The organism is Pseudomonas xionganensis, assembly GCF_009763245.1.
Lineage (GTDB): Bacteria > Pseudomonadota > Gammaproteobacteria > Pseudomonadales > Pseudomonadaceae > Aquipseudomonas > Aquipseudomonas xionganensis.
Window position 1 is genome coordinate 189,126 of record NZ_WKJZ01000001.1, and the last position, 25,819, is coordinate 214,944.

27 protein-coding genes are annotated in these 25,819 nt (G+C 63.8%); 13 read left to right on the plus strand and 14 right to left on the minus strand.

Annotated elements, in window-relative coordinates:
* The first annotated feature begins 45 nt into the window (after window positions 1-45).
* The 6 genes from lptM (at window position 46) to GJV18_RS00885 (ending at window position 4,625) form a co-directional block, all read left to right on the plus strand.
* A complete protein-coding gene (gene lptM / locus GJV18_RS00860; protein ID WP_160342836.1) occupies window positions 46-159 on the plus strand; it encodes an LPS translocon maturation chaperone LptM in 114 nt (37 codons plus the stop codon).
* A 9-nt stretch (window positions 160-168) separates the two neighbouring features.
* A complete protein-coding gene (gene lysA, locus GJV18_RS00865) occupies window positions 169-1,416 on the plus strand; it encodes a diaminopimelate decarboxylase (RefSeq protein ID WP_160342837.1) in 1,248 nt (415 codons plus the stop codon).
* Between the two features lie 5 nt (window positions 1,417-1,421).
* Window positions 1,422-2,252 (plus strand): diaminopimelate epimerase, encoded by an 831-nt coding sequence (gene dapF, locus GJV18_RS00870; RefSeq protein WP_160342838.1) that lies wholly within the window; start codon window positions 1,422-1,424, stop codon window positions 2,250-2,252.
* Complete coding sequence (locus GJV18_RS00875; RefSeq protein ID WP_160342839.1) at window positions 2,249-2,944, plus strand: DUF484 family protein; 696 nt, start codon at window positions 2,249-2,251, stop codon at window positions 2,942-2,944. The genes dapF and GJV18_RS00875 overlap by 4 nt, the downstream gene beginning before the upstream one ends.
* 92 nt (window positions 2,945-3,036) lie before the next feature.
* Window positions 3,037-3,933: a tyrosine recombinase XerC gene (gene xerC / locus GJV18_RS00880; protein ID WP_160342840.1), complete on the plus strand. Its 897-nt coding sequence runs from the start codon at window positions 3,037-3,039 to the stop codon at window positions 3,931-3,933.
* Complete coding sequence (locus tag GJV18_RS00885; protein WP_160342841.1) at window positions 3,930-4,625, plus strand: HAD family hydrolase; 696 nt, start codon at window positions 3,930-3,932, stop codon at window positions 4,623-4,625. Before xerC ends, GJV18_RS00885 begins: the two co-directional genes overlap by 4 nt.
* Before the next feature lie 57 nt (window positions 4,626-4,682).
* Here the strand turns inward: GJV18_RS00885 and sutA are convergent, their stop codons facing one another.
* The 4 genes from sutA to glnK all read right to left on the minus strand — a co-directional run bounded on the left by sutA (window position 4,683) and on the right by glnK (window position 7,144).
* Complete coding sequence (gene sutA, locus GJV18_RS00890; protein ID WP_160342842.1) at window positions 4,683-5,009, minus strand: transcriptional regulator SutA; 327 nt, start codon at window positions 5,007-5,009, stop codon at window positions 4,683-4,685.
* 203 nt (window positions 5,010-5,212) lie between these two features.
* On the minus strand, window positions 5,213-6,463 hold the full coding sequence (locus GJV18_RS00895) for an ammonium transporter (RefSeq protein ID WP_160342843.1): 1,251 nt from the start codon (window positions 6,461-6,463) through the stop codon (window positions 5,213-5,215).
* A 76-nt stretch (window positions 6,464-6,539) separates the two neighbouring features.
* On the minus strand, window positions 6,540-6,770 hold the full coding sequence (locus GJV18_RS00900; RefSeq protein WP_160342844.1) for a hypothetical protein: 231 nt from the start codon (window positions 6,768-6,770) through the stop codon (window positions 6,540-6,542).
* A 35-nt stretch (window positions 6,771-6,805) separates the two neighbouring features.
* Window positions 6,806-7,144 (minus strand): P-II family nitrogen regulator, encoded by a 339-nt coding sequence (gene glnK / locus GJV18_RS00905; protein ID WP_160342845.1) that lies wholly within the window; start codon window positions 7,142-7,144, stop codon window positions 6,806-6,808.
* Window positions 7,145-7,562: 418 nt separating this feature from the next.
* Between glnK and GJV18_RS00910 the strand changes: the two genes are divergently transcribed.
* Window positions 7,563-7,823 (plus strand): accessory factor UbiK family protein, encoded by a 261-nt coding sequence (locus GJV18_RS00910; protein WP_160342846.1) that lies wholly within the window; start codon window positions 7,563-7,565, stop codon window positions 7,821-7,823.
* A 28-nt stretch (window positions 7,824-7,851) separates the two neighbouring features.
* Entirely contained in the window at window positions 7,852-9,348 is a 1,497-nt protein-coding gene (locus tag GJV18_RS00915; protein WP_160342847.1) for a YifB family Mg chelatase-like AAA ATPase, read from the plus strand.
* A 47-nt stretch (window positions 9,349-9,395) separates the two neighbouring features.
* Here the strand turns inward: GJV18_RS00915 and GJV18_RS00920 are convergent, their stop codons facing one another.
* Window positions 9,396-10,184 carry a gamma-glutamyl-gamma-aminobutyrate hydrolase family protein gene (locus tag GJV18_RS00920; protein WP_160342848.1) on the minus strand — a complete coding sequence of 263 codons (789 nt, stop codon included), beginning with the start codon at window positions 10,182-10,184 and terminating at the stop codon, window positions 9,396-9,398.
* Window positions 10,185-10,531: 347 nt separating this feature from the next.
* Entirely contained in the window at window positions 10,532-11,455 is a 924-nt protein-coding gene (locus tag GJV18_RS00925) for a LysR substrate-binding domain-containing protein (protein WP_160342849.1), read from the minus strand.
* A gap of 139 nt (window positions 11,456-11,594) precedes the next feature.
* Here GJV18_RS00925 and GJV18_RS00930 point away from each other — a divergent pair, with 139 nt between their 5' ends.
* The gene (locus GJV18_RS00930; RefSeq protein ID WP_160342850.1) at window positions 11,595-12,974 is read left to right on the plus strand and encodes a NorM family multidrug efflux MATE transporter; all 1,380 of its coding nucleotides are present in this window, start codon (window positions 11,595-11,597) and stop codon (window positions 12,972-12,974) included.
* A gap of 77 nt (window positions 12,975-13,051) precedes the next feature.
* On the opposite strand, the gene GJV18_RS00935 is transcribed toward GJV18_RS00930, so the two are convergent.
* Window positions 13,052-14,725 carry a putative bifunctional diguanylate cyclase/phosphodiesterase gene (locus tag GJV18_RS00935; RefSeq protein WP_160342851.1) on the minus strand — a complete coding sequence of 558 codons (1,674 nt, stop codon included), beginning with the start codon at window positions 14,723-14,725 and terminating at the stop codon, window positions 13,052-13,054.
* Between the two features lie 253 nt (window positions 14,726-14,978).
* Here GJV18_RS00935 and rep point away from each other — a divergent pair, with 253 nt between their 5' ends.
* On the plus strand, window positions 14,979-16,988 hold the full coding sequence (rep, locus tag GJV18_RS00940; protein WP_160342852.1) for a DNA helicase Rep: 2,010 nt from the start codon (window positions 14,979-14,981) through the stop codon (window positions 16,986-16,988).
* Between the two features lie 163 nt (window positions 16,989-17,151).
* Window positions 17,152-17,724, plus strand: coding sequence for a xanthine phosphoribosyltransferase (locus tag GJV18_RS00945; protein ID WP_160342853.1), 573 nt, complete (start codon window positions 17,152-17,154; stop codon window positions 17,722-17,724).
* A gap of 83 nt (window positions 17,725-17,807) precedes the next feature.
* Here GJV18_RS00945 and GJV18_RS00950 read toward each other — a convergent pair whose 3' ends face one another.
* The 5 genes from GJV18_RS00950 to dadA form a co-directional block, all read right to left on the minus strand.
* On the minus strand, window positions 17,808-18,227 hold the full coding sequence (locus GJV18_RS00950) for a c-type cytochrome (protein WP_160342854.1): 420 nt from the start codon (window positions 18,225-18,227) through the stop codon (window positions 17,808-17,810).
* A 110-nt stretch (window positions 18,228-18,337) separates the two neighbouring features.
* A complete protein-coding gene (locus GJV18_RS00955) occupies window positions 18,338-18,886 on the minus strand; it encodes a cupin domain-containing protein (protein ID WP_160342855.1) in 549 nt (182 codons plus the stop codon).
* 102 nt (window positions 18,887-18,988) lie between these two features.
* A complete protein-coding gene (alr, locus tag GJV18_RS00960; protein WP_160342856.1) occupies window positions 18,989-20,062 on the minus strand; it encodes an alanine racemase in 1,074 nt (357 codons plus the stop codon).
* A gap of 102 nt (window positions 20,063-20,164) precedes the next feature.
* Window positions 20,165-20,515, minus strand: coding sequence for a RidA family protein (locus GJV18_RS00965; protein WP_160342857.1), 351 nt, complete (start codon window positions 20,513-20,515; stop codon window positions 20,165-20,167).
* 35 nt (window positions 20,516-20,550) lie between these two features.
* The gene (gene dadA / locus GJV18_RS00970) at window positions 20,551-21,849 is read right to left on the minus strand and encodes a D-amino acid dehydrogenase (RefSeq protein ID WP_160342858.1); all 1,299 of its coding nucleotides are present in this window, start codon (window positions 21,847-21,849) and stop codon (window positions 20,551-20,553) included.
* A gap of 147 nt (window positions 21,850-21,996) precedes the next feature.
* Between dadA and dadR the strand changes: the two genes are divergently transcribed.
* Window positions 21,997-22,485, plus strand: a complete 489-nt coding sequence (gene dadR, locus GJV18_RS00975; RefSeq protein ID WP_160342859.1) for a transcriptional regulator DadR — start codon at window positions 21,997-21,999, stop codon at window positions 22,483-22,485.
* Between the two features lie 45 nt (window positions 22,486-22,530).
* Here dadR and GJV18_RS00980 read toward each other — a convergent pair whose 3' ends face one another.
* Entirely contained in the window at window positions 22,531-22,884 is a 354-nt protein-coding gene (locus tag GJV18_RS00980; RefSeq protein ID WP_160342860.1) for a YkgJ family cysteine cluster protein, read from the minus strand.
* A 176-nt stretch (window positions 22,885-23,060) separates the two neighbouring features.
* Here GJV18_RS00980 and GJV18_RS00985 point away from each other — a divergent pair, with 176 nt between their 5' ends.
* The gene (locus GJV18_RS00985) at window positions 23,061-24,374 is read left to right on the plus strand and encodes an NAD(P)/FAD-dependent oxidoreductase (protein ID WP_160342861.1); all 1,314 of its coding nucleotides are present in this window, start codon (window positions 23,061-23,063) and stop codon (window positions 24,372-24,374) included.
* A gap of 15 nt (window positions 24,375-24,389) precedes the next feature.
* On the opposite strand, the gene GJV18_RS00990 is transcribed toward GJV18_RS00985, so the two are convergent.
* A complete protein-coding gene (locus tag GJV18_RS00990) occupies window positions 24,390-25,544 on the minus strand; it encodes an MFS transporter (RefSeq protein ID WP_160342862.1) in 1,155 nt (384 codons plus the stop codon).
* Between the last annotated feature and the right edge of the window lie 275 nt (window positions 25,545-25,819).

A 25,819-nucleotide genomic window follows, 5' to 3' on the forward strand; every position in this document is an offset into this window, starting at 1 on the left:
GCCGGTATACTCCGGCGCAATCATGCTTTTTACAAGGATCTGCCCATGAAGCGCCTCTTCACTGCCCTGATCGCGCTGGTTGCCGTCACCACCCTGCTCACCGGCTGCGGCCAGAAAGGCCCGCTGTACCTTCCGGAAGACACCCAGCAGAGCGAATAAGGACGGTTTATGAACGCCTTCAACTACCGCGACGGTGAACTCTTCGCGGAAGGCGTGGCCTTGTCCGCCATCGCCCAACGCTTCGGCACGCCGACCTACGTCTACTCCCGCGCCCATATCGAAGCCCAGTATCACGCCTATGCCGATGCCCTGGCCGGCATGCCCCATCTGGTCTGCTTCGCGGTCAAGGCCAACTCCAATATCGGTGTACTGAATGTCCTGGCGCGCCTGGGCGCCGGTTTCGACATCGTCTCCCGTGGCGAGCTGGAGCGCGTGCTGGCCGCCGGTGGGGAGGCGAGCAAGATCGTCTTCTCCGGTGTCGGCAAGAGCCGCGACGATATGCGCCGCGCCCTGGAAGTGGGCGTGCACTGCTTCAACGTCGAGTCCACCGAAGAGCTGGAGCGCCTGCAGCTGGTGGCCGCCGAGCTGGGCAAGACCGCCGCCATTTCCCTGCGAGTCAACCCCGACGTGGACGCCGGCACCCACCCGTACATTTCCACCGGCCTCAAGGAAAACAAGTTCGGCATCGATATCGAGCAGGCCGAGGCCGTTTACGCCCGCGCCGCCGAGCTGCCCAATCTGCAGATCGTCGGGGTCGACTGCCATATCGGCTCGCAGCTGACCACCCTACCGCCCTTCCTCGATGCCCTTGATCGCCTGCTGGTGCTGATCGACCGCCTGGCCGCGCGCGGCATCCGCATCAAGCATCTGGATTTGGGCGGTGGCCTCGGCGTGCAGTACCGCGACGAGCAGCCGCCACTGGCCGGCGATTACATCAAGGCGGTACGCGAGCGTATTGCCGGTCGCGATCTGGCCCTGGTGTTCGAACCGGGCCGTTCGATCGTGGCCAACGCCGGCGTGCTGCTGACCCGCGTCGAGTACCTCAAGCACACCGAGCACAAGGATTTCGCCATCGTCGATGCGGCGATGAACGATCTGATCCGCCCGGCCCTGTACCAGGCCTGGATGGACGTGCAGGCAGTACAGCCACGCGCCGGCGGCAGCCGTAACTACGACATTGTCGGGCCGATCTGCGAGACCGGCGACTTCCTGGCCAAGGACCGCGAGCTGGTGCTGGCCGAAGGCGACCTGCTGGCCGTGCGTTCGGCCGGCGCCTATGGCTTTGTCATGAGCTCCAACTACAACACCCGTGGCCGCGCCGCCGAGGTGCTGGTGGATGGTGAACAGGCCTTCGAAGTGCGTCGCCGCGAGACGCTCGGCGAACTCTTTGCGGGCGAAAGCCGCCTGCCGGAGTAAGACCGATGCTATTGCGCTTTACCAAGATGCACGGCCTGGGCAACGACTTTATGGTCCTCGACCTGGTCAGCCAGCACGCCCATATCCAGCCGAAGAATGCCAAGGCCTGGGGTGATCGCCACACCGGCGTGGGCTTCGATCAGCTGCTGATCGTCGAGCCACCGAGCAATCCGGACGTGGACTTTCGCTACCGCATCTTCAATGCCGACGGCTCGGAAGTGGAACAGTGCGGCAACGGCGCGCGCTGCTTTGCCCGCTTCGTGCTGGACAAGCGCCTGACCGTGAAGAAGCAGATCCGCGTGGAAACCAAGGGCGGCATTATCGAACTGGACGTGCGCGCCGACGGCCAGGTACGGGTCAATATGGGCCCGCCGCGCCTGGTCCCGGCAGAGATCCCGTTCCAGGCCGAGCAGCAGGCCCTGAGCTACCCGGTCGAGGTGGACGGCCAGCAGGTCGAACTGGCCGCGGTGTCCATGGGTAACCCCCATGGGGTGCTGCGCGTGGATAACGTCGACAGCGCGCCGGTACATGAGCTGGGGCCGAAGCTGGAACACCACCCACGCTTCCCGCAGCGAGCCAATATTGGCTTCCTCCAGGTGATCGACCGCAAGCAGGCCAAGCTGCGCGTGTGGGAACGCGGCGCAGGGGAAACCCAGGCCTGTGGCACTGGCGCCTGCGCCGCCGCAGTGGCGGCAATCAGCCAGGGCTGGATGGATTCGCCGCTGCAGATCGAACTGCCCGGCGGCCGCCTTTCCATCGAGTGGGCAGGCCCCGGCCAGCCCGTTATGATGACCGGCCCCGCCGTACGGGTGTACGAAGGACAGGTTCGCCTATGACAGACCAGCAGGATTCACCCAAGCCACTGGATTCGGAAACGGTCGCAGCTTACCTGCGCCTGCATCCGGAGTTCTTTATAGATCACGACGAGCTGATCCCCGAGCTGCGCATTCCGCACCAGCGTGGCGACACCGTGTCGCTGGTCGAGCGCCAGGTGAAGCTGCTGCGCGAACGCAATATCGAGATGCGCCACCGCCTGTCGCAACTGATGGACGTGGCCCGCGACAACGACCGCCTGTTCGACAAGACCCGCCGCCTGGTGCTCGACCTGCTCGATGCGGCCAGCCTGGAAGAAGTGGTCAGCGCCGTGGAAGACAGCCTGCGCCGCGAGTTTCAGGTGCCCTTTGTCAGCCTGATCCTGTTCAGCGACGCCGCCCTGCCGGTGGGTCGCTCGGTCAGCAGCGCCGAGGCGCACCAGGCCATCGGCGGCCTGCTGGCCGGCGGCAAGACCATCTGCGGCGTACTGCGCGACCACGAACTGAGTTTCCTCTTCGGCGAGCAGGGCAGCCAGGTCGGCTCGGCCGCCGTGGTCAGTCTCAGCCACCAGGGCCTGCATGGCGTGCTGGCCATCGGCAGCGCCGACCCGCAGCATTACAAGAGTTCGCTCGGCACCCTCTTCCTCGGCTATATCGCCGAAGTGCTGGCCCGCGTGGTGCCGGGCTTTGCCCAGCCGCTGCGTTCGGTCAGATAGCCGCATAACACGGGCAGACGTAGGGTGGATGACGCGTTGCTCATCCGCCAGGGTCGTTACCGCACCTGATGCCGCGCCCACCGGGAGCTGCCATGCAAGACCAACTGGACGCCTACCTTGAACACCTGCGCAGCGAACGCCAGCTGTCACCCCATACCCTGAGCGGCTACGGCCAGGATCTGGCCAAGTTGCTGGCCTTCTGCACCAGCGAGAGCCTGAGCGACTGGCGCCAGCTGGACACCCCACGCCTGCGCCGCCTGCTCGGCCGCCTGCACCTGGAGGGCCAATCCAGCCGCAGCCTGGCGCGCCTGCTCTCGGCCACCCGTGGGCTGTACCGCTATCTGCTGCGCGAAGGCCTGTGCGAGAGCGACCCGGCCAGCGGCCTGATGCCGCCCAAGGGCGAACGGCGCCTGCCCCGCACCCTGGACACCGACCGCGCCGCGCAACTGCTCGATGGGGCCCTGGAAGACGACTTTATCGCCCGCCGCGACCAGGCCATGCTGGAGCTGTTCTATTCCTCCGGGCTGCGCCTGTCGGAGCTGGTCGGCCTGAATCTGGACGGCCTGGACCTGCCCGCCGGCCTGGTGCGGGTGATCGGCAAGGGCAACAAGACCCGTGAACTGCCGGTGGGGCGCATGGCCCGCCAGGCCCTGGAACACTGGCTGCCGCTGCGCGCCCTGGCCAAGCCGGCCGATGGCGCGGTGTTTATCAGCCAGCAGGGCCGCCGCCTCGGCCCTCGTGCAGTGCAACTGCGGGTACGCCAGGCCGGCGTACGCGAGCTGGGTCAACACCTGCATCCGCATATGCTGCGCCACAGCTTCGCCAGCCATATGCTGGAGTCCTCCCAGGACCTGCGCGCCGTGCAGGAGCTGCTCGGGCATGCCGATATCGCCACCACCCAGGTCTACACCCACCTGGATTTCCAGCACCTGGCCAAGGTCTACGACCAGGCACACCCCCGGGCCAAACGCAAAGGCAGTACAGAATGAGCATTCAGCTGATCACCTTCGACCTCGATGACACCCTGTGGGATGTCACCCCGGTGATGCAGGACGCCGAAGCGGCGCTGCGCAACTGGCTGGCCCTGCATGCCCCGCGCCTGGGGGCCGTGCCGGTGGAACACCTGTGGGCCATCCGCGCCCGCCTGCTGCAAGCCGACCCCATGCTCAGGCACCGCCTCAGCGAGCTGCGCCGGCGCATCCTGTTCCACGCCCTGAGCGAGGCCGGCTACCCCGAACAGGACGCCCGGGCCCTGGCCGAAGCCGGTTTTCAGGTGTTTCTCGCCGCCCGCCACCAGGTCGAGCTGTTCGCCGAGGTGCACCCGACCCTGGAAGCCCTGGCCAACCGCTATCAGCTCGGGGTAATCACCAACGGCAATGCCGACGTGCGCCGCCTGGGCCTGGCCGACTACTTCCAATTCGCCCTGTGCGCCGAGGAACTGGGGGTGGGCAAGCCCGACCCCAAGCCTTTCGAAGAAGCCCTCAAACGCGCCGGAATCGCCGCCGAGCATGCGGTGCATATCGGCGACCACCCCAGCGACGATATCGCCGGCGCGCAGGCCGCCGGCCTGCGCGCCATCTGGTTCAATCCCCAGGGCAAGATCTGGGACGCCAGCCACCGCCCCCATGCCGAGATCGCCAGCCTGGCCGAATTGCCGGCACTGCTGCATAGCTGGGCGTAGCGACCAATAAAAAACCCGCAGGCTTTTGGCCTGCGGGTTTGCGATTCGGGCAGTCAATCAGATGGGACGACTGCCGTACTTGCTGTCCGGCTTCTTGGGCGGGTCGGCCACCACATTGGCTTCGACTTCCTGCACCTTGCCGCCACGGGCGAGGAACTCTTCCATGGCCCGGGCCAGGGCATCGCGCTCCTTCTGCTTGGCCTCGATGCTGGGCAGTTCTTCGACCTCGACAGCAGCCTTGGCCTTCTTGCTCTTGCTGGCCGGGACGACCTCGTCGTCGCCATCGTCATCGACACTGTCACCGTCGTCCGCGGCCGCCAGCTCTTCGCCGTCGTCCTCGTCTACACCTTCCAGCTCGTCCTGTTCCAGATCTTCGTCGCTCATGTTCAACCTCATGACTTGCGAAAAGCAGAGTAGTTATAGCCCAGCTGCGTCAGCTTTCTAACGTCGCCGGAAAAAATTCAACGGGTCTTGCTTTGGGCGCGGGCTCGCGCCAGGGCCAAACACGCTTTACGGCGCGCATTCTAGCGCGCCTGCAAAAAAAACAAAGGGCGCCCGCAGGCGCCCTTGGTCTAACACTGAATCAATCAGTTCTTGGTGAACTCCGGATAGGCTTCCATGCCGCATTCGGACAGGTCCACACCTTCGTACTCTTCTTCCTCGCTGACGCGCAGGCCGATCACCAGCTTGATCACGAACCAGACCAGCAGGCTGGCGCCGAAGACCCAGGCGAAGATCGCGCCGATACCCAACAGCTGAGCGCCCAGGCTGGCATCGCCATTGGTCAGGCACACGGCCAGCAGACCCCAGACACCCACCACACCGTGTACCGAGATGGCACCGACCGGGTCGTCGATCTTGATCTTGTCCAGGGCGAGGATGGAGAACACCACCAGCACGCCACCCACGGCACCGATCAGCGAGGCCTGCAGGGCGCTCGGGGTCAGCGGCTCGGCGGTGATGGCCACCAGGCCAGCCAGGGCGCCGTTCAGGGCCATGGTCAGGTCGGCCTTGCCGAACAGGATGCGAGCCACGATCAGGGCGGCGATCAGGCCACCGGCAGCGGACATGTTGGTATTGACGAACACCTGGGCCACGGCGTTGGCGTCTTCGATGGTGCTCATCTTCAGCTGCGAGCCACCGTTGAAGCCGAACCAGCCCATCCACAGGATAAACATACCCAGGGTTGCCAGCGGCAGGTTGCAGCCGGGGATGGCATTGACCTGGCCATTGGCACCGTACTTGCCCTTACGAGCACCGAGCAGCAGTACGCCAGCCAAGGCAGCAGCAGCACCGGCCATGTGCACGATGCCGGAACCGGCGAAGTCGAGGAAGCCAGCTTCGTTGAGGAAGCCCGAGCCCCACTTCCAGAAGCCCTGCACCGGGTAGATGAAACCGGTCATGACCACGGCGAAAGCCAGGAAGGCCCACAGCTTCATGCGCTCGGCCACGGCACCGGAGACGATCGACATACAGGTCGCAGCAAACACCACCTGGAAGAAGAAGTCGGAACGGGCCGAGTAGTAGGGCGCATCGTCACCGCCGGCCAGAACCGACTCGACGCTGTTTTCATCACCAATCAGGAAACCCAGACTCGGCAGGATGCCGCCCTCAGGGCTGGAGTACATGATGTGGTAACCGATCAGCAGGTACATCACGCAAGCCACGGCATACAGCGCCACGTTCTTGGTGAGGATCTCGGTGGTGTTCTTGGCGCGCACCAGGCCGGATTCGAGCATGGCAAAACCCGCTGCCATCCACATCACCAGGGCGCCGCAAATCAGAAAGTAGAAGGTATCAAACCCGTACTGCAATGCAGTCAATGCTGTGTTATCCATGATTCACCTCGTGCCGTTGCGCTGTTTCGCGCTATTCGGTTAGGCGTCCGTGTTGGCGGCGGACGTCTTTCGTGTCTTACAGGTTATTGCCACGCTCGTTGTTCTGATCAGCCGGAATCAGGGCCTTGACCTTCAATTCAGCGCGACCAGGCATAGCCATGACTAGGAAGAGCACGAGACCGGTGAGGGTCAGGCACAGTGCGGCAGTGAAGGACACACTGCCTGCGGGTTCTGCCAGCGAATCCAGGGCAAAGCCTGAAATCGGCGACAAAAGGGCTCCTAGCCCTGCGAAAAATCGCAGAGTCATGGTTTAACTCCTGGGGCGTGGGGTTCGAAGGGCGTTTAGATCGCGTCGGTATCGGTTTCGCCGGTACGGATGCGGATCGCCTGTTCCAGGTTGACCACAAAAATCTTGCCGTCACCGATCTTGCCGGTGTTGGCGGCCTTGGTGATGGCCTCGATCACGGCGTCCAGCTGATCATCAGCAATGGCCACGTCGATCTTCACTTTCGGCAAGAAATCGACCACGTATTCGGCACCGCGGTACAGCTCGGTATGACCTTTCTGCCGACCGAAGCCTTTGACTTCAGTGACGGTGATGCCCTGCACGCCGATCTCCGACAGAGATTCGCGGACGTCGTCCAGCTTGAACGGCTTGATGATGGCAGTGACTAGCTTCATGTAACTCTCTCCCGTGTAAGGTGGACTTGCCCCAGGAATTACGAACCCGTGCCAAGTCTAAGCGCAGTGTCTGGCTTTTGTAATGCATCAACCGGCCGTACCTGGCCTTGCCGATACCCACCAACCGCTCCCGACGAAACACCGCTGCGCTTCGTCTGACGCATTGGAACTGCATCGGTGCATGCGTCGCGGGGAACAAAGCAGAAAGCTTGCCAATTCTTGGAAAAAGCTTTTATTTCAATGAATTAAGCAAATTGATCGGGTTTTCGGTGAAATTCCCGGCAAAGTCACGCACAGAAACAGTGCACGCACGACAGGCCGCACGCGCAAAAACCGTGCGCACAGCACCCCACCCCTGACGTCCAGCCCAGCCACAGGCCCGTGCTACACTGGCGCCCCATGATTCAGGAAACCCGTCATGCTGCCACCTAAAGCCCTGCTCGACGCCCTCGGCGCCCATGCTTCGCGCCTGTTCAATGGCGATACGCCGCTGCCGCGCAACGAATTCGAAACCCAGTTCAAAGTCCTGCTGCAGAGCGCCTTCAGCAAGCTCGATCTGGTCAGCCGGGAAGAGTTCGACAGCCAGATGGTAGTCCTGGCCCGCACCCGCGCCCGCCTCGAAGCCCTGGAAGCCAAGGTGGCCGAACTGGAAGCCAAGCAGAACCCACCCGCCGACTAATCCCGGCGGGACCGATCAAGGAGCGATCATGTCCCTGGCCATCGTCCATAGCCGTGCTCAAGTAGGGGTCGAAGCCCCGGCCGTCACGGTCGAAGCCCATCTGGCCAATGGCCTGCCGTCCCTGACCCTGGTGGGCCTGCCGGAAACTGCAGTCAAGGAAAGCAAGGACCGGGTGCGCAGCGCCATCCTCAACTGCGCGTTCGAGTTCCCGCCCCGGCGTATCACCCTAAACCTGGCCCCCGCCGACCTGCCCAAGGATGGTGGACGCTTTGATCTGGCGATTGCCCTGGGTATCCTCGCCGCCAGCGGCCAGGTGCCGGCTGCTGCGCTGGAGCAGTTGGAATGCCTGGGTGAACTGGCCCTGTCCGGCGCGGTGCGCCCAGTCCAGGGCGTACTGCCCGCCGCCCTGGCCGTCCGCGCCGCCGGACGCACCTTGTTGGTGCCGGCGGCCAATGCCGAGGAAGCCAGCCTGGCCTCGGGCCTGACGGTGATCGCCGTTGAGCACCTGCTGCAACTGGCCGCGCACCTCAATGGCAGCCAGCCGCTGGCGCCCTATACCGCCCGGGGCCTGCTGCGGCAGGTGCAACCCTACCCGGACCTGGCCGAGGTACAGGGTCAACTGGCGGCCAAACGCGCCCTGCTGGTAGCCGCCGCCGGCTCGCACAATCTGCTGCTGAGCGGCCCTCCTGGCACCGGCAAGACCCTGCTGGCCAGCCGCCTGCCCGGCCTGTTGCCCGCACTGAATGAGCAGGAAGCCCTGGAAGTGGCGGCCATTCATTCGGTGGCCAGCCATACCCCGCTCAGCGCCTGGCCCCAGCGCCCCTTTAGAACGCCCCATCACAGTGCTTCCGGCCCGGCGCTGGTGGGTGGCGGCAGTCGCCCACAACCGGGGGAAATCACCCTGGCGCACCAGGGCGTGCTGTTTCTCGATGAGCTGCCGGAATTCGATCGCAAGGTGCTGGAAGTCTTACGCGAACCCCTGGAGAGTGGGCAAATCGTCATCGCCCGGGCCAGGGACAAGGTACGCTTCCCGGCTCGCTTCCAGCTGGTGGCGGCGATGAATCCCTGCCCCTGCGGCCATCTGGGCGACCCGTCCGGGCGCTGCCGCTGCACCCCTGAGCAGATCCAGCGCTATCGCAACAAGCTGTCCGGGCCGCTGCTCGACCGCATCGACCTGCACCTCAATGTCCCCCGGGAAAGCACCCGCCTGCAGCCTGATGCTGCGCCAGGCCCGAGCAGCGCCGAGGCGGCGAGCCTGGTCGAGCACGCACGGCAACGCCAATTGCAGCGCCAGGGCTGCGCCAATGCCCACCTCGACCTGAACGGTGTGCAGCAGCACTGCGGCCTGCCGGACAGCGAGCGGCAATGGCTGGAAAGTGCCTGCGAACGTCTGGGCCTGAGCCTGCGCGCCGCCCATCGGGTGCTCAAGGTGGCACGCACCCTGGCCGATCTGGACAGCGCCATGGATATCCAGCGCCAGCATCTGGCCGAAGCGCTGCAATATCGCCCTGGCCATCTGCAGTAGAAAGCAAAACGCCCTGCGGTGCAGGGCGTTTTGCTCAGCGGTTGCTGTTATTGATCGCGTTGCGCCGCGTACTGGCGGCAGGCCTCGCCAAAGGCCTGGAACAGCTTCACCGAATAGGGATTTTCAGTCGCACGCCACTCCGGATGCCATTGCACTGCGGCGGTAAACTGCTTGGCGCCGGGCATATGGATGGCCTCGATCAGACCGTCTTCGGCATGGGCCAGTGGCTCCAGGCCTTCACCCAGGCGATCGATGGCCTGGCCGTGCAGGGAGTTGACCGGAAACTCTTCTTCGCCGATCAGTTCGGCCAGCCAGCTGCCAGGAACCGGACGCACCTTGTGGGTGTCGCTGTACTGCACCTCGACCGGATCATTGGAGTCTTCACGATGGTCGTTGAAACCAGGGACCTCGTAGGCTTTCTGGTGGATATCGCCGCCCAGGGCCACGTTGATTTCCTGCATGCCACGGCAGATACCAAACAGCGGGATACCGCGTTCGATCGCCGCACGGATCAACGGAATATCGAACAGGTCGCGATCCTTGTCCTGGCCCTTGTTCGGGGTCAGGTTGTCCTGGCCATAGAGAATCGGGTCGATATTGCTGCCGGCACCGGTCAGGTAGACGCCATCGACCATGGACAGGTACTGCTCCAGGTCATCGACGCCGCAGCAACTGGGGGCCAGGAGCGGCACGCAACCGGAAATCTCAGCCAGGGGCGTTATGTATTTGTGGGTCATGACCTGATAGGCGTGGCCCTTGCGCTCCTGGGCGCCCATGGACATCAGGACAACGGGTTTGCGCTTGGCAGTGAAAGTGTTCGCATTGTGGTTGGACATACATCACCTTGAGGCAGCCGACAGCTGCCGTTGTTGTGCAGGAAGGGGGCAAGTGCCACACGACTTCCTGTTTGCTGCAGGTCATAGCGCTCCTGCGCAGTGGCGAGGCGCGCTACCAGGCCACACCAAACCGGCCTGGCGCTGCTGAAAACCTGTCGCCAGTCTGCCAAAGCCGTAAAATATGTCAAACAATTAAGCGGGAAATGTTTAGAAAAAAGGCCATAAAGCGCTCTCACGGAAACCCAGTTTCACTTTTAACTCATTGTTTTTAATTTATTTTTCTGTGAAAGCCTGTCACGGAGAGTCCATTTTTTTTTACGCATGAATTTTCACGGGCCGACAGCTGTTCAACCCTGAACACGCGCAACCTCGGGCAGGGCAATGGCGGCCAGCTCCGCCAGCAGATAGTCGCGCAGGCGCTGCAGGCGGGCCTGGGCGCGGTGGGTCTTGGGCCACACCAGGTAGTAGCTGCAACCACTGAACACCGCTGTCGGCCAGGGCAGGCCCAGGCGGCCGGCGCCGACGTCCTCAGCCATCAACAGCAGGTCACCAATGGACACCCCATAGCCCCGCGCCGCGGCAACGATGCCCAGCTCCAGCATGTCGAACAGCTGACCGCTTTTCAGCGGTACCTGCTCGGCCAGACCGGTGGCCTGCAACCACTGGCGCCAGTCGCGACGGTCTGGCGTCGGGTGCAGTTGCTCCGCCTCGCGCAGGCGCTCAAGCGACCAGGGCCCGGCCTGAGCATCGTCAGCGGCGCACACCGGGATCAGCCATTCCTCGAACAGCAGCACGCTGTCCCACTCCTCGGGGAACTGGCCATCGGACAGCAGCACGGCGCAGTCAAAGGGCTCGTGGCGGAAATCCACCTTGTCCACGTCCATCCAGGCACTGGTCAGCTGCACCTCGCTGTCCGCATGGGCCAGGCGATAGTGCGACAGGCGCCCCAGCAGCCAGCGCATGGTCAGGGTCGAGGGGGCTTTCAGGCGCAGCACCTGATCATCGGCGCGCAGGGCCGTGCAGGCCCGTTCCAGGGCATCGAAACCATCACGCAACCCCGGCAGCAGGGCGCGCGCCGGATCGGTCAGCTGCAGGCTGCGCCCGCGGCGCTCGAACAGGCGACAGGCAAAGTGCTCCTCCAGGGTGCGGATATGCCGGCTTACCGCGCTCTGGGTAATGGCCAGCTCCTCGGCCGCGCGGGTAAAGGAGGCATGCCGCGCCGCGGCCTCGAAGGCGCGCAGGGCATAGAGCGGCGGCAGGCGCCGGTTCATCGCTGCAAACCATGAGTATTAGTCATGCCTGGCATGGCTATTTTCCTTTTGTGAGCAACAGGATCAAGCCAGAGAATAGCCTCCATTACCTATCCCCTGACAGCCTGGGGAAGCCTCCCCTAGCGAAGTTTTACTCATCATGAAGAATGTCCTTGGCCACGAGTTGGGCGCGTTGCTGCGCCTGGCCGGCCCCCTGATCTCCGCCCAGCTGGCTCATGCGCTGATGATTTTCACCGACACGCTGATGATGGCGATGCTCGGCCCACAGCAGCTGGCCGGTGGTGCCCTGGGCGCCACCTGCTATTTCATCTTCTCGATCTTCTGCACCGGGGTGATCGCCGCCGTGGGTAGCCTGGTCGCCATCCGTCACGGTGCTGGCGACCCACAGGGCGTCACCCGCCTGCTGCACAATGGCCTGTGGCTGGCCTTGTTGCTGGGCGTCGTCAGCGCGCTGTGCCTGAACAGCTTCGGCCCGCTGCTGCCGCACCTGGGCCAGGCCCCCGATGCCGCCGGCCTGGCCATGGAGTTCCTGCGCCCGCTGTCGCTGGCCCTGCCTGGCTACCTGTGTTTCATGGCCCTGCGCGGCTTCACCAGCGCCATCGGCCACCCCGGCCCGGTGATGGCCATCAGCATCGCCGGCACGGCGGCCAACTTCATCATCAACTACGCCCTGATCAAGGGCTGGTTCGGCTTGCCCAGCCTGGGCCTGGCCGGTATCGGCATGACCACCGCCCTGGTCAGCAGCGCCATGGCCCTGGCCCTAGGCCTTTATATCCTGCTGGCGCCCACCTATCGCCCCTACAGGCTGCGCCTGGGCCGTCCGCAGCGGACGGAGATGCGCGCCCTGCTGCGCCTGGGCCTGCCCATCGGCGGCACTTACGCCGCCGAGCAAGGGCTGTTCACCTTTGCCACCCTGTGCATGGGCGCCCTGGGCAGCGTGCAGCTGGCGGCACATCAGATCGCCATGCAGACGGTGGCCCTGGCCTTTATCGTGCCCCAGGGCCTGTCCTACGCGGTGACCTTCCGCGTCGGCCTGCATTACGGTGCAGGGCGCCTACCCCTGTCGCGCCTCAGCGGCCATCTGGGCATGGGCCTGGGAGCGGCGCTGATGCTGCTGTTCGCCCTGCTGTTCTGGCTGTTGCCGGAGGCGATCATCGGTCTGTTCCTCGACCGCCATGATCCGGCCTTCGCCGAGATCGTCACCCTGGCCATCAGCCTGCTGGCCATCGCCGCCTGGTTCGAGCTGTTCGATGGCCTGCAGAGCATCGCCATGGGCGCGATACGCGGGCTGAACGATGGCCGCACCACCCTGCTGATCGGCCTGACCGGTTACTGGTGCGTCGGCGCACCGCTGGCCTGGCTGTTCGCCTTCCCGATGGGCTGGGGCGCGCCGGGTATCTGGTGGGGGCTGGCGGCGGGCCTGGCGGTCACGGCCAGCGGCCTGGTGCTGGGTTTCCAGTGGAAAACCGCGCAACTGCAGCGCCCCGGCCAGGCGCCAGGCGAGGCCTGCCTGTCGTAGCAGCAGGGCTTCATACTGGACAACCCTGCGTGGGTTTGCCCCCAGGAATAGGCGGTGCGCACGGCGCACCCTACGTGTCAGGACGGCGTAACGGCCAGCACTGACTGACGCTGGCCAAACACCAGAAAGCGCGCCAGCTCGCTTAGCGGCAGTGGCTTGCTGATCAGATAGCCCTGCACCTGATCGCAGCCGAACTGGCGCAGCAGGGCCAGTTGCTCCGGGGTTTCCACCCCTTCGGCCACCACCTGCAAGCTGAGGTTCTGCGCCAGCTTGACCATGGCATTGACCAGCTGCCGGTGCTCGGCGCGCTCACCCATACCCGCGACAAAGCTCTTGTCGATCTTCAGCAGGGTGATTGGCAGGCTGGACAGGTGGACGAAGGAGGAGAAACCGGTGCCGAAGTCATCCAGGGAGAAGCGCACCCCCAGTCGGCCCAGGGCGTCCATGGTCTGCTGCACCTGCTCGCTGCGGCGCATCACCGCGGTTTCGGTCAGCTCGAACTCCAGCCAGCGGGCCTCGACCCCACGTTCGCTGATCAGACGACTCAGGGTCGACAGCAGCTGGCTGTCCTGAAACTGGCGGAACGACAGATTGACCGCCATATGCAGCGCCTCCAGACCACGCCCGCGCAACCATTGCATGTCACGCAGGGCGCGGGCGATGACCCAGTAGCCCAGGGGAATGATCAACCCGCTTTCTTCGGCCAAAGGAACAAATTCGCCCGGCACCAGCAGGCCATGCTGGGGATGCTGCCAGCGTACCAGCGCTTCCAATCCCACCACCCGCCCGCTACGCAGGCACAGGCGTGGCTGGTAGTGCAGCTCCAGTTCGTCGCGGCGCAAGGCGCGACGCAGCTCGCCTTCCAGCTCGGCCTTGTTGCGCGCGCCACGGTTGATCCGCTCATCGTAGATGTGAAAGCTGCAGCCCTGCTGGCTCTTGGCCTGCTGCATGGCGATATGGGCGTGCCACATCAGGCTGTCGCCGCTGTTGTCCGCGCCGGCCCGGGCCAGACCCAGGCTGCAGCCCAGCAGCAGGCTCTCGCCTTCCACCCAGTAGGGCTCGCCCAGCGCTTCGCCGATGCGCACGGCCAGGCGCTCGGCGCGCTGCGGATCACTGCGACAATCGAGCAGCAGGGCAAATTCGTCACTGCCCAGACGGGCCAGCAGATCACCGCTCTGCAGATGCGTCTTGAGCCGCGCCACCACTTGCAGAATCAGGCTGTCGCCGCCCTGGTAGCCAAGGGCGTCGTTGGCATGATGAAAGTTATCCAGATCCAGATGACCGAGCACCAGGCCCTGGCCGCCCTGTTCGGCCATGCGCGCTTGCAGCAAACTCTGAAAGCCCTGGCGGTTGGCGATGCCGGTCAGCGCATCCTGCTCGGCCAGGTGCTCCAGACGAACGCTGAGCTGCCGACGCTCGCGGGCATAACGCAGACAGCGGCGCAGCGTTTCTGCCGTCAGCTGAGGCCGCACCAGCCAGTCGGCGGCCTGTTCCGGGGGGCTCTCCGGCTCTTCTTCCAATAACAGGATAGTGGCCTGAGGACCGACGGACGCTGCCGGCAGCAGATGCGGCGGGCAAAGCAGCACGCCGATAAAGGTGCTGTCGAACAGACCGCGGGCCGCTTCCCAGGATGGCGCGGTGATCAGCACATAGTCCTTGCCCAGAGCCTCCACCTGCGAACGCAACAACGCCGGCCAGGTTGGCGCGTCAGCCAGCAGGAGCAGGCACAAAGGTTCGACGGACGCGGACAAACAACCCCCAAAAACATAAAGATGGTCGGTGCTTAAACACCCGAACGCGCCTTGAGGCGTCTATATACAGACACATCCCTATGCCTGGGCCGGGGCTATGCAGCACCGACAAGTGGCACCAGAGTACTGGATAACTGGAATTAGCCAAGCCTGGCACTCTGCCATTGTGTGCGCCTGTGCACAGTTCCAGACGGTCGCGGCACAGGGCGCAATGCCTGCTAAAATGCGCGGCCTTTTCCCAGCGATTGATCCCATGTCCCGACTGAACCCCCGGCAACAAGAGGCCGTGAACTATGTCGGCGGCCCTCTTTTGGTGCTCGCCGGCGCAGGCTCCGGCAAGACCAGCGTGATCACCCGCAAGATCGCCCACCTGGTGCAGAACTGCGGCATCCAGGCCCGCCATATCGTCGCCATGACCTTTACCAACAAAGCCGCGCGGGAGATGAAGGAGCGCGTCGGCAGCCTGCTCAAGGGCCCCGAAGCCCGCGGTCTGACGGTGTCGACCTTCCACAACCTGGGGATGAACATCATCCGCAAGGAATACGCGCGCCTGGGTTACAAGCCCGGCTTCTCGATCTTCGATGACGGCGATATCAAGGCCCTGCTCACCGACATCATGCAAAAGGAGTATTCCGGCGATGACGGCGCGGACGAGATCAAGAACCTGATCGACAGCTGGAAGAACGACCTGGTCCTGCCCGAGCAGGCCCTGGCCGGCGCGCGCAATCCCAAGGAGCAGACCGCCGCCATCGTCTACCTGCACTACCAGCGCACCCTGCGTGCCTACAACGCAGTGGATTTCAACGACCTGATCCTGCTGCCGGTGATGCTGTTCCAGGAACACAAGGACATCCTGGAAAAGTGGCAGAACCGCATCCGCTATCTGCTGGTGGACGAATACCAGGACACCAACGCCAGCCAGTACCTGCTGGTAAAACTGCTGGTGGGCATGCGCAACCAGTTCACCGTGGTCGGCGACGATGATCAGTCGATCTACGCCTGGCGCGGCGCCCGCCCGGAAAACCTGATGCTGCTGAAGGAAGACTATCCGTCCCTGAAGGTGGTGATGCTGGAGCAGAACTACCGCTCCACCAGCCGTATCCTCAAGTGCGCCAACATCCTGATTGCCAACAACCCGCACGCCTTCGAAAAGCAGCTGTGGAGCGAGATGGGCATGGGCGACCCAATCCGGGTGATCCGCACCCGCAACGAGGACGCCGAATGCGAGCGGGTGGCCCTGGAGATCCTTACCGAGCACCTGCGCACCGGCCGCCCCTACAGCGACTACGCCATCCTCTATCGCGGCAACTACCAGGCCAAGCTGATGGAGCTGAAACTGCAGCACCATCAGATCCCCTATCGCCTGTCCGGCGGCACCAGCTTCTTCGCCCGCCAGGAGGTGAAGGATTTGATGAGCTACTTCCGCCTGCTGGTCAACCCGGACGACGACAACGCCTTTCTGCGGGTGATCAACGTGCCGCGCCGGGAAATCGGCTCCACCACCCTGGAAAAGCTCGGCAACTACGCCACCGAACGCAAGATCAGCATGTATGCCGCCGCCGGGGAGATCGGCCTGGGCGAACACTTGGACGCGCGTTTTACCGAACGCCTGCAACGCTTTACCCGCTGGATGGACCGGGTGCGCCAGGAGTGCGCGCAGAACGACCCGATTGCGGCGATCCGCAGCATGGTGATGGATATCGACTACGAGAACTGGCTGCGCCAGAACGCCTCCAACGACAAGGTCGCCGACGCGCGCATGGGCAACGTCTGGTTCCTCGTCGATGCGCTGAAGAACACCCTGGAGCGCGACGAAGATGGCGACATGACCATCGAAGACGCCATCGGCAAGCTGGTATTGCGCGACATGCTGGAACGTCAGCAGGAAGAGGAAGAAGGCGCCGAAGGCGTGCAGATGATGACCCTGCACGCCTCCAAGGGCCTGGAATACCCCTCCGTCTATATCCTCGGGGTGGAGGAGGAAATCCTCCCGCATCGCTCCAGCATCGAGGCCGATACGGTGGAGGAAGAGCGGCGCCTGGCCTATGTCGGCATCACCCGGGCCAAACGCAACTTGACCATGACCTTCGCCGCCAAGCGCAAGCAGTACGGCGAGGTCATCGACTGCTCGCCCAGCCGCTTTCTCGACGAGCTGCCACCCGAGGATCTGGTCTGGGAAGGCCTGGAAGACGCCCCCGCCGAGGTCAAGGCCGCCACCGGCAACTCGGCCCTGGCCAATATGCGCGCCATGTTAAAGAAATGATCGACCACGGCGTAGGGTGGGTGGAGCTTTACCCATCCATCAAAGCGCACCGGTGGATGAAAAAAACGTCATCCACCCTACAGCGCTGCGTCGGTGACACGACCAGCTGCATTATTTATCCCGGCGTAGACCGGGCACCAAAAAGAACCAAGAGGGTAACCGCGTGGAAGCGCTAAAACAGAAGATTCGCGAAGAAGGCACCGTACTCTCCGAGCAGGTGCTCAAGGTCGATGCCTTTCTCAATCACCAGATCGACCCGGCGCTGATGCAGCAGATCGGTCATGAGTTCGCCCAGCGCTTTGCTGGCCAGAACATTACCAAGATCGTCACCATCGAAGCCTCGGGCATCGCCCCGGCGGTGATGGCCGGCCTGGAACTGGGCGTGCCGGTAATCTTCGCGCGCAAGTACCAGTCGCTGACGCTCAAGGACGACCTGTATATCTCCAAGGTGTTTTCCTTCACCAAACAGACCGAAAGCACCCTGGCCATCTCGGCCAAGCATCTGGGCGCGCAGGACCATGTGCTGCTGATCGACGACTTCCTCGCCAACGGCCACGCAGCCCGCGCCCTGATTGACCTGATCGGCCAGGCCGGCGCGAGCATCTCCGGTATCGGCGTGGTGATCGAGAAGTCCTTCCAGCGTGGCCGCGCCGAACTGGATGCCCAGGGTTATCGGGTCGAATCCCTGGCGCGTATCGCCTCGCTCAAGGATGGCCAGGTCGAGTTTCTTGACTGAGCCTGACTGGTCGACAGTCGTTGACACGCAGACATAAAAAAGCCGCCTGGACAGGCGGCTTTTTTACAGCAGAGTCTGGCGTATTACAGGCCGGACATCTTCTGGATTGCGGCACGCAATTCGTCATCCGAGCAATCGGCACAGGTGCCCTTCGGCGGCATGGCATTGATGCCGGAGATCGCGGTGGCGAGGATGCCATCGATACCGCCCTTGGCATCGGCGCGGGCCTTCCAGGCCGCGGCGTCACCGATCTTCGGCGCACCGAGAATGCCCGGGGTGTGGCAGGCGCCACAGTACTTGGCAATTACATCGTCGGCAGTACGCGCAGCACCAGCGGCGACTGCAACGGCACCGACGCCTTTGCATTCCTGCCCCTGAATGCACACTTCGCCTACCGGCTTGAGACGCTCGGCAATGGCCTCATCGGTCGTGGCCTGAGCGGTTACTGCCCACAGGGCCAACACAGTAGCCGGCGCTACCAGCATTTTCTTAATTAGATTCACGGTACACCCTCATCGTGGCTAGTCACGCCCGCGGCCACGGTTTCGCGGGCGGGCGTCAGTATAACGGCAAGCCGACCAGGCCGAAACAACCCAGATTGTCGCAGGGTTATTTAGAAATTCGCCGGTGTGGTGGCACTAATCAGGCGCGCCGGCTGCTCGAAGGGATTACGGAAGCGATGCGGCTTGCTGCTTTCGAAGTAGTAGCTGTCGCCCGGTTCGAGGATAAACACCTCACTGCCCACGGTCAGTTCCAGCTTGCCGGAAACCAGCATGCCGGCTTCCTCGCCCTCATGGGCATACATCTCGTCGCCCGTATCGGAACCACTGGGATAGGTTTCATCGAGAAAGGAGATAGCCCGACTGGGATGCGCCTTGCCCACCAGCTTCATGGTGATGGCGCCGCTGCAGATATCGGTGAGTTCGGCCGCGCGGTAGACCACCTGAGCCTGGCTGTCCTGCTCCACATCCAGGGAGAAGAACTCCACCAGCGACATGGGAATACCGGCCAACACCTTTTTCAACGAACTGATCGAAGGACTGACGCTGTTCTTCTCGATCATCGAGATGGTGCTGTTGGTTACGCCGGCCCGTTTGGCGAGTTCACGCTGGGACAGGCCCTTGAGTTTGCGAATGGATTGCAGTCGAACACCGACGTCCAATGCTGGAGTCCCCCTAGGGAAGATAGGTCAAAGTGCGCCTATCATGGCAATAGCGTTCAGTATTTACAACAGGCGAATAGAATTCCTAGGCAAACGAGCGTTTTAATCCCCGAGATAGAGCAGCGGCGCCCGGCGCAGATTGCAGAAAATCTGGTACGGAATACTGCCGGCTGCCATGGCCACGTCGCTGGCCAGCACCTGTTTGCCCCAGAGTTCGACCCGGCTGCCCAGGCCGGCAGCCGGCAGATCGGTCAGGTCCACCGTCAGCATATCCATCGACACCCGGCCGATCAGGCGGGTCAGCTGGCCGTCCACCGCCACCGGGGTACCGGTGGGCGCATGGCGCGGATAGCCATCGGCATAGCCCATGGCGACGACACCGACCCGGGTTGGCCGCTCGGCGACAAAGCGTGCGCCGTAGCCCACCGGCTCACCGGCCGGCAGCTCGCGCACGCTGATGATCTTCGATTCCAGGGTCATCACCGGCTGCAGGCGGGCCGCCTCGGCCTGGGCCTGCTCGAAGGGTGTGGCGCCATACAGCATGATGCCGGGGCGCACCCAGTCACTCGGCACCTTGGGCCAACCCAATACCGCCGGCGAGTTGCGCAGGCTGACCTCGGCCGCAATCCCCTGACGCGCCTGCTCGAACACCGCCAGTTGCTCCTGGCTGCGTGGGCAATCCAGTTCGTCGGCCCGAGCGAAGTGGCTCATCAGCACCATCTTGCCGACCTTGCCGCTGGCCAGCAGGCGCTGGTAGGCGGCCTGATAGTCAGCCGGGTGCAGGCCGACGCGGTGCATGCCGCTGTCCATCTTCAGCCAGAGGGTCAGGGGCTTTTGCAGAGCACTGCGTTCGATGGCCTCGACCTGCCACAGGTCATGCACCACGCACCAGAAGTCGTGCTGCTCGATCAGCGCCAGTTCATCCGCTTCGAAGAAACCTTCCAGCAGCAGGATCGGCCCACGGATACCAGCCTCACGCAGGGCCAGGGCTTCCTCGATACAGGCCACGGCAAAGCCATCGGCCTGCTCCTGCAGGGCCTGGGCGCAACGCACCGCACCATGGCCATAGGCATCGGCCTTGATCACCGCCAGGGCTTTGGCCCCGGTCAGTTCACGGGCCAGCTGGTAGTTGTGGCGCAGGGCATTGAGGTCAATCAGGGCACGGGCAGGACGCATGGTGTTCTCGAACAGATCCGGTTCAGGCTGCAAATGGCCAGGTTATAAAAAAGCCCGGTGTGATGCCGGGCAAGTACTTATCGCAAACAGAGCCGTGGCGGCTTAAACAGCCGCCACCACCATCATTTCCACCAGCACTTCGGGCTTGTACATCTTGGCCTCGACACAGGCACGCGCGGCAGCAGCGCCCTCGGCGACCCAGGCGTCGTACTCGGCGTTAAGCCCCTCGTAGTGAGCGCCCATGTCCTTGAGGTAGATGGTCACGGAGAGAATCTTGGACTTGTCGCTGCCAGCCGCGGCCAGCATGCGATCGATATTGGCCAGGGTCTCGCGGGTCTGCTGGCGGATATCGCCGCTGTAGTCATCGGCCAGCTGGCCAGCCAGATAGACGGTACCGTTGTGGATCACCACTTCGCTGTAGCGCTTTTCCACGTGCAGACGTTGGATCGACATAGTTGAACTCTCCTGAAAAACGGGGGCGCAGCCTATCAGGTACGCAGCGGCTGCGGCGTGACCTGAACTTCGGGGCGCTTGCGCGAGTAGCGGGAAATATCCAGGCCCTCACTGCTGATCTGCGGACGCTTGTTGCCGATCAGGTCGGCCAGCAGGCGACCGGAACCACAGGCCATGGTCCAGCCCAGGGTGCCGTGACCGGTGTTGAGGAACAGGTTACGGAAGGTGGTGGCACCGACAATCGGCGTGCCATCCGGCGTGGCCGGACGCAGGCCGGTCCAGAACTCGGCCTGCTTGAGATCACCGCCCTCGGGGTAGAGGTCGCCGGTGATCATTTCCAGGGTGGCGCGCCGCTTGGGGTTCAGGGACAGGTCAAAACCGGCGATCTCGGCCATGCCGCCCACGCGGATGCGGTTGTCGAAGCGGGTGATGGCCACCTTGTAGGTCTCGTCCAGAATAGTCGAGGTCGGCGCCATGTCGGCATTGGTGATCGGCACGGTCAGGGAGTAGCCCTTGAGCGGATAGACCGGCGCCTTGATGCCCAGCGGCTTGAGCAGCTGCGGGCTGTAGCTGCCCAGGGCCAGCACATAGCGATCGGCGGTTTCCAGTTTGCCGTCGATCCATACGCCATTGATGCGGTCGCCCACGGCGTCCAGACGCTGGATGTTCTGGCCGAAGCGGAACTCCACGCCCAGCTTGATGCACATTTCAGCCAGCTTGCTGGTGAACATCTGGCAGTCGCCGGTCTGGTCGTTGGGCAGGCGCAGGGCGCCGGCCAGCTTGTGCTTGACCCCGGCCAGGGCCGGTTCGACACGGGCAATGGCATCGCGATCGAGCAGCTCGAAGGGCACACCGGAAGCCTGCAGCACGGCGATATCCTTGGCGGCGTTATCGACCTGGGCCTGGGTGCGGAACAGCTGGGTGGTGCCCAGGGTACGCCCTTCATAGGCAATGCCGGTTTCGGCACGCAGTTCGTCGAGGCAGTCGCGGCTGTACTCGGACAGGCGCACCATGCGCTCCTTGTTCACCGCATAGCGGCTGGCGGTGCAGTTACGCAGCATCTGCGCCATCCACAGGTACTGGTCGATATCGCCAGTGGCCTTGATCGCCAGGGGTGCGTGCTTCTGCAGCAGCCACTTGATGGCCTTCAGCGGGATGCCTGGAGCCGCCCATGGCGAGGCATAGCCGGGGGAAACCTGGCCGGCGTTGGCAAAGCTGGTTTCCATGGCCGGGGCATTCTGACGATCGACCACCACCACGTCGAAGCCCTGACGAGCCAGGTAATACGCACTGGCCGTACCAATCACACCGCTACCCAGAACCATAACCCGCATGCTGCTCTCCTCGACGCGCGACGGCGCGACGGCAATACCCAAGATGGGCGCAGTATAAGAAGAGACGAGCAGTGCAATTCACTATATAACTAGCTATATTTGGCGAGAATTCTTGGCAAAAACGCCTTCAGCAGAGGGGTATCCACCATGCGCACCCAGCACCAAAGCCGTCGCGAGCTGGACAAGATCGACCGCAATATCCTGCGCATCCTGCAGGAAGACGGGCGCATCAGCTTTACCGAACTGGGCGAACGGGTGGGACTGTCCACCACCCCCTGCACCGAGCGGGTTCGCCGCCTGGAGCGCGAGGGCATCATCATGGGCTACCACGCCCGGCTCAACCCGCAGCAGCTCAAGGCCAGCCTGCTGGTGTTCGTCGAGATCAGCCTGGACTACAAGTCCGGCGATACCTTCGAGGAGTTCCGCCGCGCCGTGCTCAAGCTGCCCCATGTGCTGGAGTGCCACCTGGTGTCCGGCGACTTCGACTATCTGGTGAAAGCACGGATCAACGAGATGGCCAGCTACCGCAAGCTGCTCGGCGACATCCTGCTCAAGCTGCCCCACGTGCGTGAGTCGAAGAGCTATATCGTGATGGAAGAGGTGAAGGAATCCCTGAGCCTGCCGGTGCCGGACTGAGGGCTTCACCAGGTGGAAAACCGCGCAGCGTTTTCCATCGTGATGTCACACCAGGCGCTGCCGCGTCGTGGCAATCAGCCGATGCACCCGCGCCTCCACTGCCGGCCCGGTCGGTTGCTCGGGGCCGCGCCCACGGGGGCAAGGCAGGCTGGCGGTGGTGCCGAACAGGCGACAGATCAGTGGCCGCTGCGCATACACCTCGCAACCCTGGGGCCCAAGGTGCACGCAGTTGTACTCGGCCAGGGCCGCGTCGTGCTCGGCAATGCTTTTGACCGGCAGCCGCGCCAGCTCCTCGGCCGAGGCGGTAACCGGCCCACAGCAGTCATGGCAACCCGGCTCGCAGGCAAAGCGGGGGATCTGCAAACGCAGCTGATCGATCTTGCGGTTGGTGCAGCTCATAACGCGCCCCTGGCCTGAATGGCCGCCATAGTAGCCGCCACCTGCCGTATTCATGACCACAGATCCGACTTAACTGACGAAATTCTGTTTATTTGGCCATTGCCCCCTTGGCTTCGGACAAAGCACGCGCTTATTCTTCGTAAAGTTTTCCAAACATAATAATCAGGATTTCACACATGAACGCCCGCGCCCATGCTCCGGTGCATAGCCCCGCACACGCCGCCTCCTACTACGCCGCCAGCGCCAATCGCCAACTGGACTATCCCCCGCTGCGGGGCGAGGTACAGGCCGACGTGTGCATTGTCGGCGGCGGCTTCAGCGGCCTGAATACGGCCATCGAGCTGGCACAGAAGGGCCTCTCGGTGGTGCTGCTGGAAGCACGCAGAATCGGCTGGGGCGCCAGTGGGCGTAACGGCGGTCAACTGATCCGCGGCGTCGGTCATGGCGTCGAGCAGTTCGAAAATGTGATCGGACAGGATGGCGTGCGTGAACTCAAGTTAATGGGCCTGGAGGCCGTAGAGATCGTCCGCCGCCGGGTCGAGCAGTTCAATATCGACTGCGACCTGACCTGGGGCTACTGCGACCTGGCCAACAAGCCCAGCCACCTGGAGGGGTTCGCCGAGGACATGGCCGAACTCAAGCAGCTGGGTTACCGCCACGAGATGCGCCTGCTACAGCCGGAACAGATGCACGAGGTGGTGGGCTCCAACCGTTATGTCGGCGGCATGATCGACATGGGTTCGGGGCACCTGCACCCACTTAACCTGGCCCTGGGTGAGGCCGCCGCGGCCCAGAGCCTGGGCGTGCAGCTGCATGAAAACTCCGCCGTGACACGCATCGACTACGGCACCCGAGTCAAGGTCCACACGGCCAGCGGCGTCGTCAGCGCAGCCAATCTGGTGCTGGGCTGCAACGCCTATATGGGTGACCTCAACTCGCAGCTTGGGGGCAAGGTACTGCCCGCCGGTAGCTATGTGATTGCCACCGAGCCGCTCTCCGAGGCCGAAGCGCGCGCCATCATTCCGCAGAATATGGCCCTGTGCGATCAACGCGTGGCCCTGGACTATTACCGCCTGTCCGCCGACCGCCGCCTGCTGTTCGGCGGCGCCTGCCACTACTCCGGCCGCGACCCGGCGGATATCGCCGCCTATATGCGGCCAAAGATGCTGGCCGTGTTCCCGCACCTGAAAGACGTGCGCATCGACTACCAGTGGGGCGGCATGATCGGCATCGGCGCCAACCGCCTGCCGCAGATCGGCCGGCTCAAGAACCAGGCCAACGTGTTCTACGCCCAGGCCTACTCAGGCCATGGGGTCAATGCCACCCACCTGGCCGGCAAGCTGCTCGGCGAGGCCATCGCTGGCCAGGAAAGCCGCGGCTTCGACCTGTTCGCCCAGGTGCCGCATATGACCTTCCCCGGCGGCAAGCACCTGCGCTCGCCCCTGCTGGCCCTGGGCATGCTCTGGCATCGGCTGAAAGAGCTGGTGTGATCCCGCACGGAGCGCTCAGCCAGGCTGACGCGCCCCGGCCACCTCACTAAAAGCGCCACGCTGAAAGGCCAGCCAGACAAAGCCGGCCGCGCCCAGGGCCATCAGCATGGGCAGGGCATGACCGCTGATCCACTGGCTGGCAGCCCCGGTGGACATCGGCCCGAGCAGGCAGCCGATACCCCAGAGCAGGGCGATATGCGCGTTGGCCCGCACCAGGGCATCATCGCGGTAGCGCTGGCCGACCAGAATCAGTGACAGGGTATACAGCCCCCCGGCGCTGGCGCCGAACAGCACCAGCACCGGCCAGATCAGCGACGTATGCAGCAACGCCGGAATGCTCAGGCTGGAGGCCAGCAGCACCACCCCGCAACAACGGAACAGAGTCTGCCGCGGCACCCGGTCGGCCAGCCAGCCAATCGGCAACTGCAGCGCCGCATCGCCCACCACCACTGTACTGACCATGATCAGTGCCAGTTGCTGGGCGAAGCCTTCGCGCAGCAGATAGACCGGCAGCAGGGTCAGCACCATGGCCTCGAACGCGGCGAACAGCACCACCGCCCAGGCAATCGCCGGCAGGTTGCGGCAGAACTTGCCCAACCCCTTGCCCGAGGCGCTCTCGGCATTGACCTGGGGCGCACCGCCATGCCCCAGCAGCAGCAGGCTGCCGGCCACCAGCAGGCCGGCGGATAACCAGAAGCCCTGATCGCCCTCGGTACCCAGCGCGGTCAGCAGCAGTGGCCCGCACAGCTGACTGAGGGCAAAACCGGTGCCATACAAGGCCACCAGGCGTCCACGCAGACGGTCCTCGACCAGCTGGTTGATCCAGCTTTCACCGAGCACAAACACCACGGTCAGGGAAATACCGATCAGCAGACGCAGGAACAGCCACAGCGGATAGCTCGGCATCAGCGTCAGCAGCGCCACCGAGCCGGCACTGGCCAGCAGACACAGGCGCAGGGTCTGCGGCGTGCCGAACCAGCCGGCCAGGCGCCCGGTCAACCGTGCCCCCAGCAGCACGCCAATGGCCGGCATACCGGCCATCACGCCGATGGCGAAGCTGCCATAGCCCCAGGCCTCCAGGCGCAGAGACACCAGCGGCAGGGTCACCCCCAGCGCCAGCCCGACAATAATGACCGCCGCCGTGACGGCGAAATAGGTTGCCCAACGCATAGCCATATCCTTTCCGTATAGATGGCCGGCAAAAGCAAACGGCCGAGTTTCCTAGGAAACCCGGCCGCAGGTGTGGCTCGTCAGAGCCGGCCCCGAAGGGCGGACCTTTAAGGGAAATCCCTTTAAACCACTGGCGCATCCAGCAGCGCCAAAGATCTTCTGGGCTAAGGCCAGACAAGGCGCCCCGCAGCTTTAAGCGCAGCGTACTGCAGTACGTGAGCATTAAAAGCGAGGACGCAACGCAGCATGGCCGACGGCCCGGAGCCCGTCCTGCA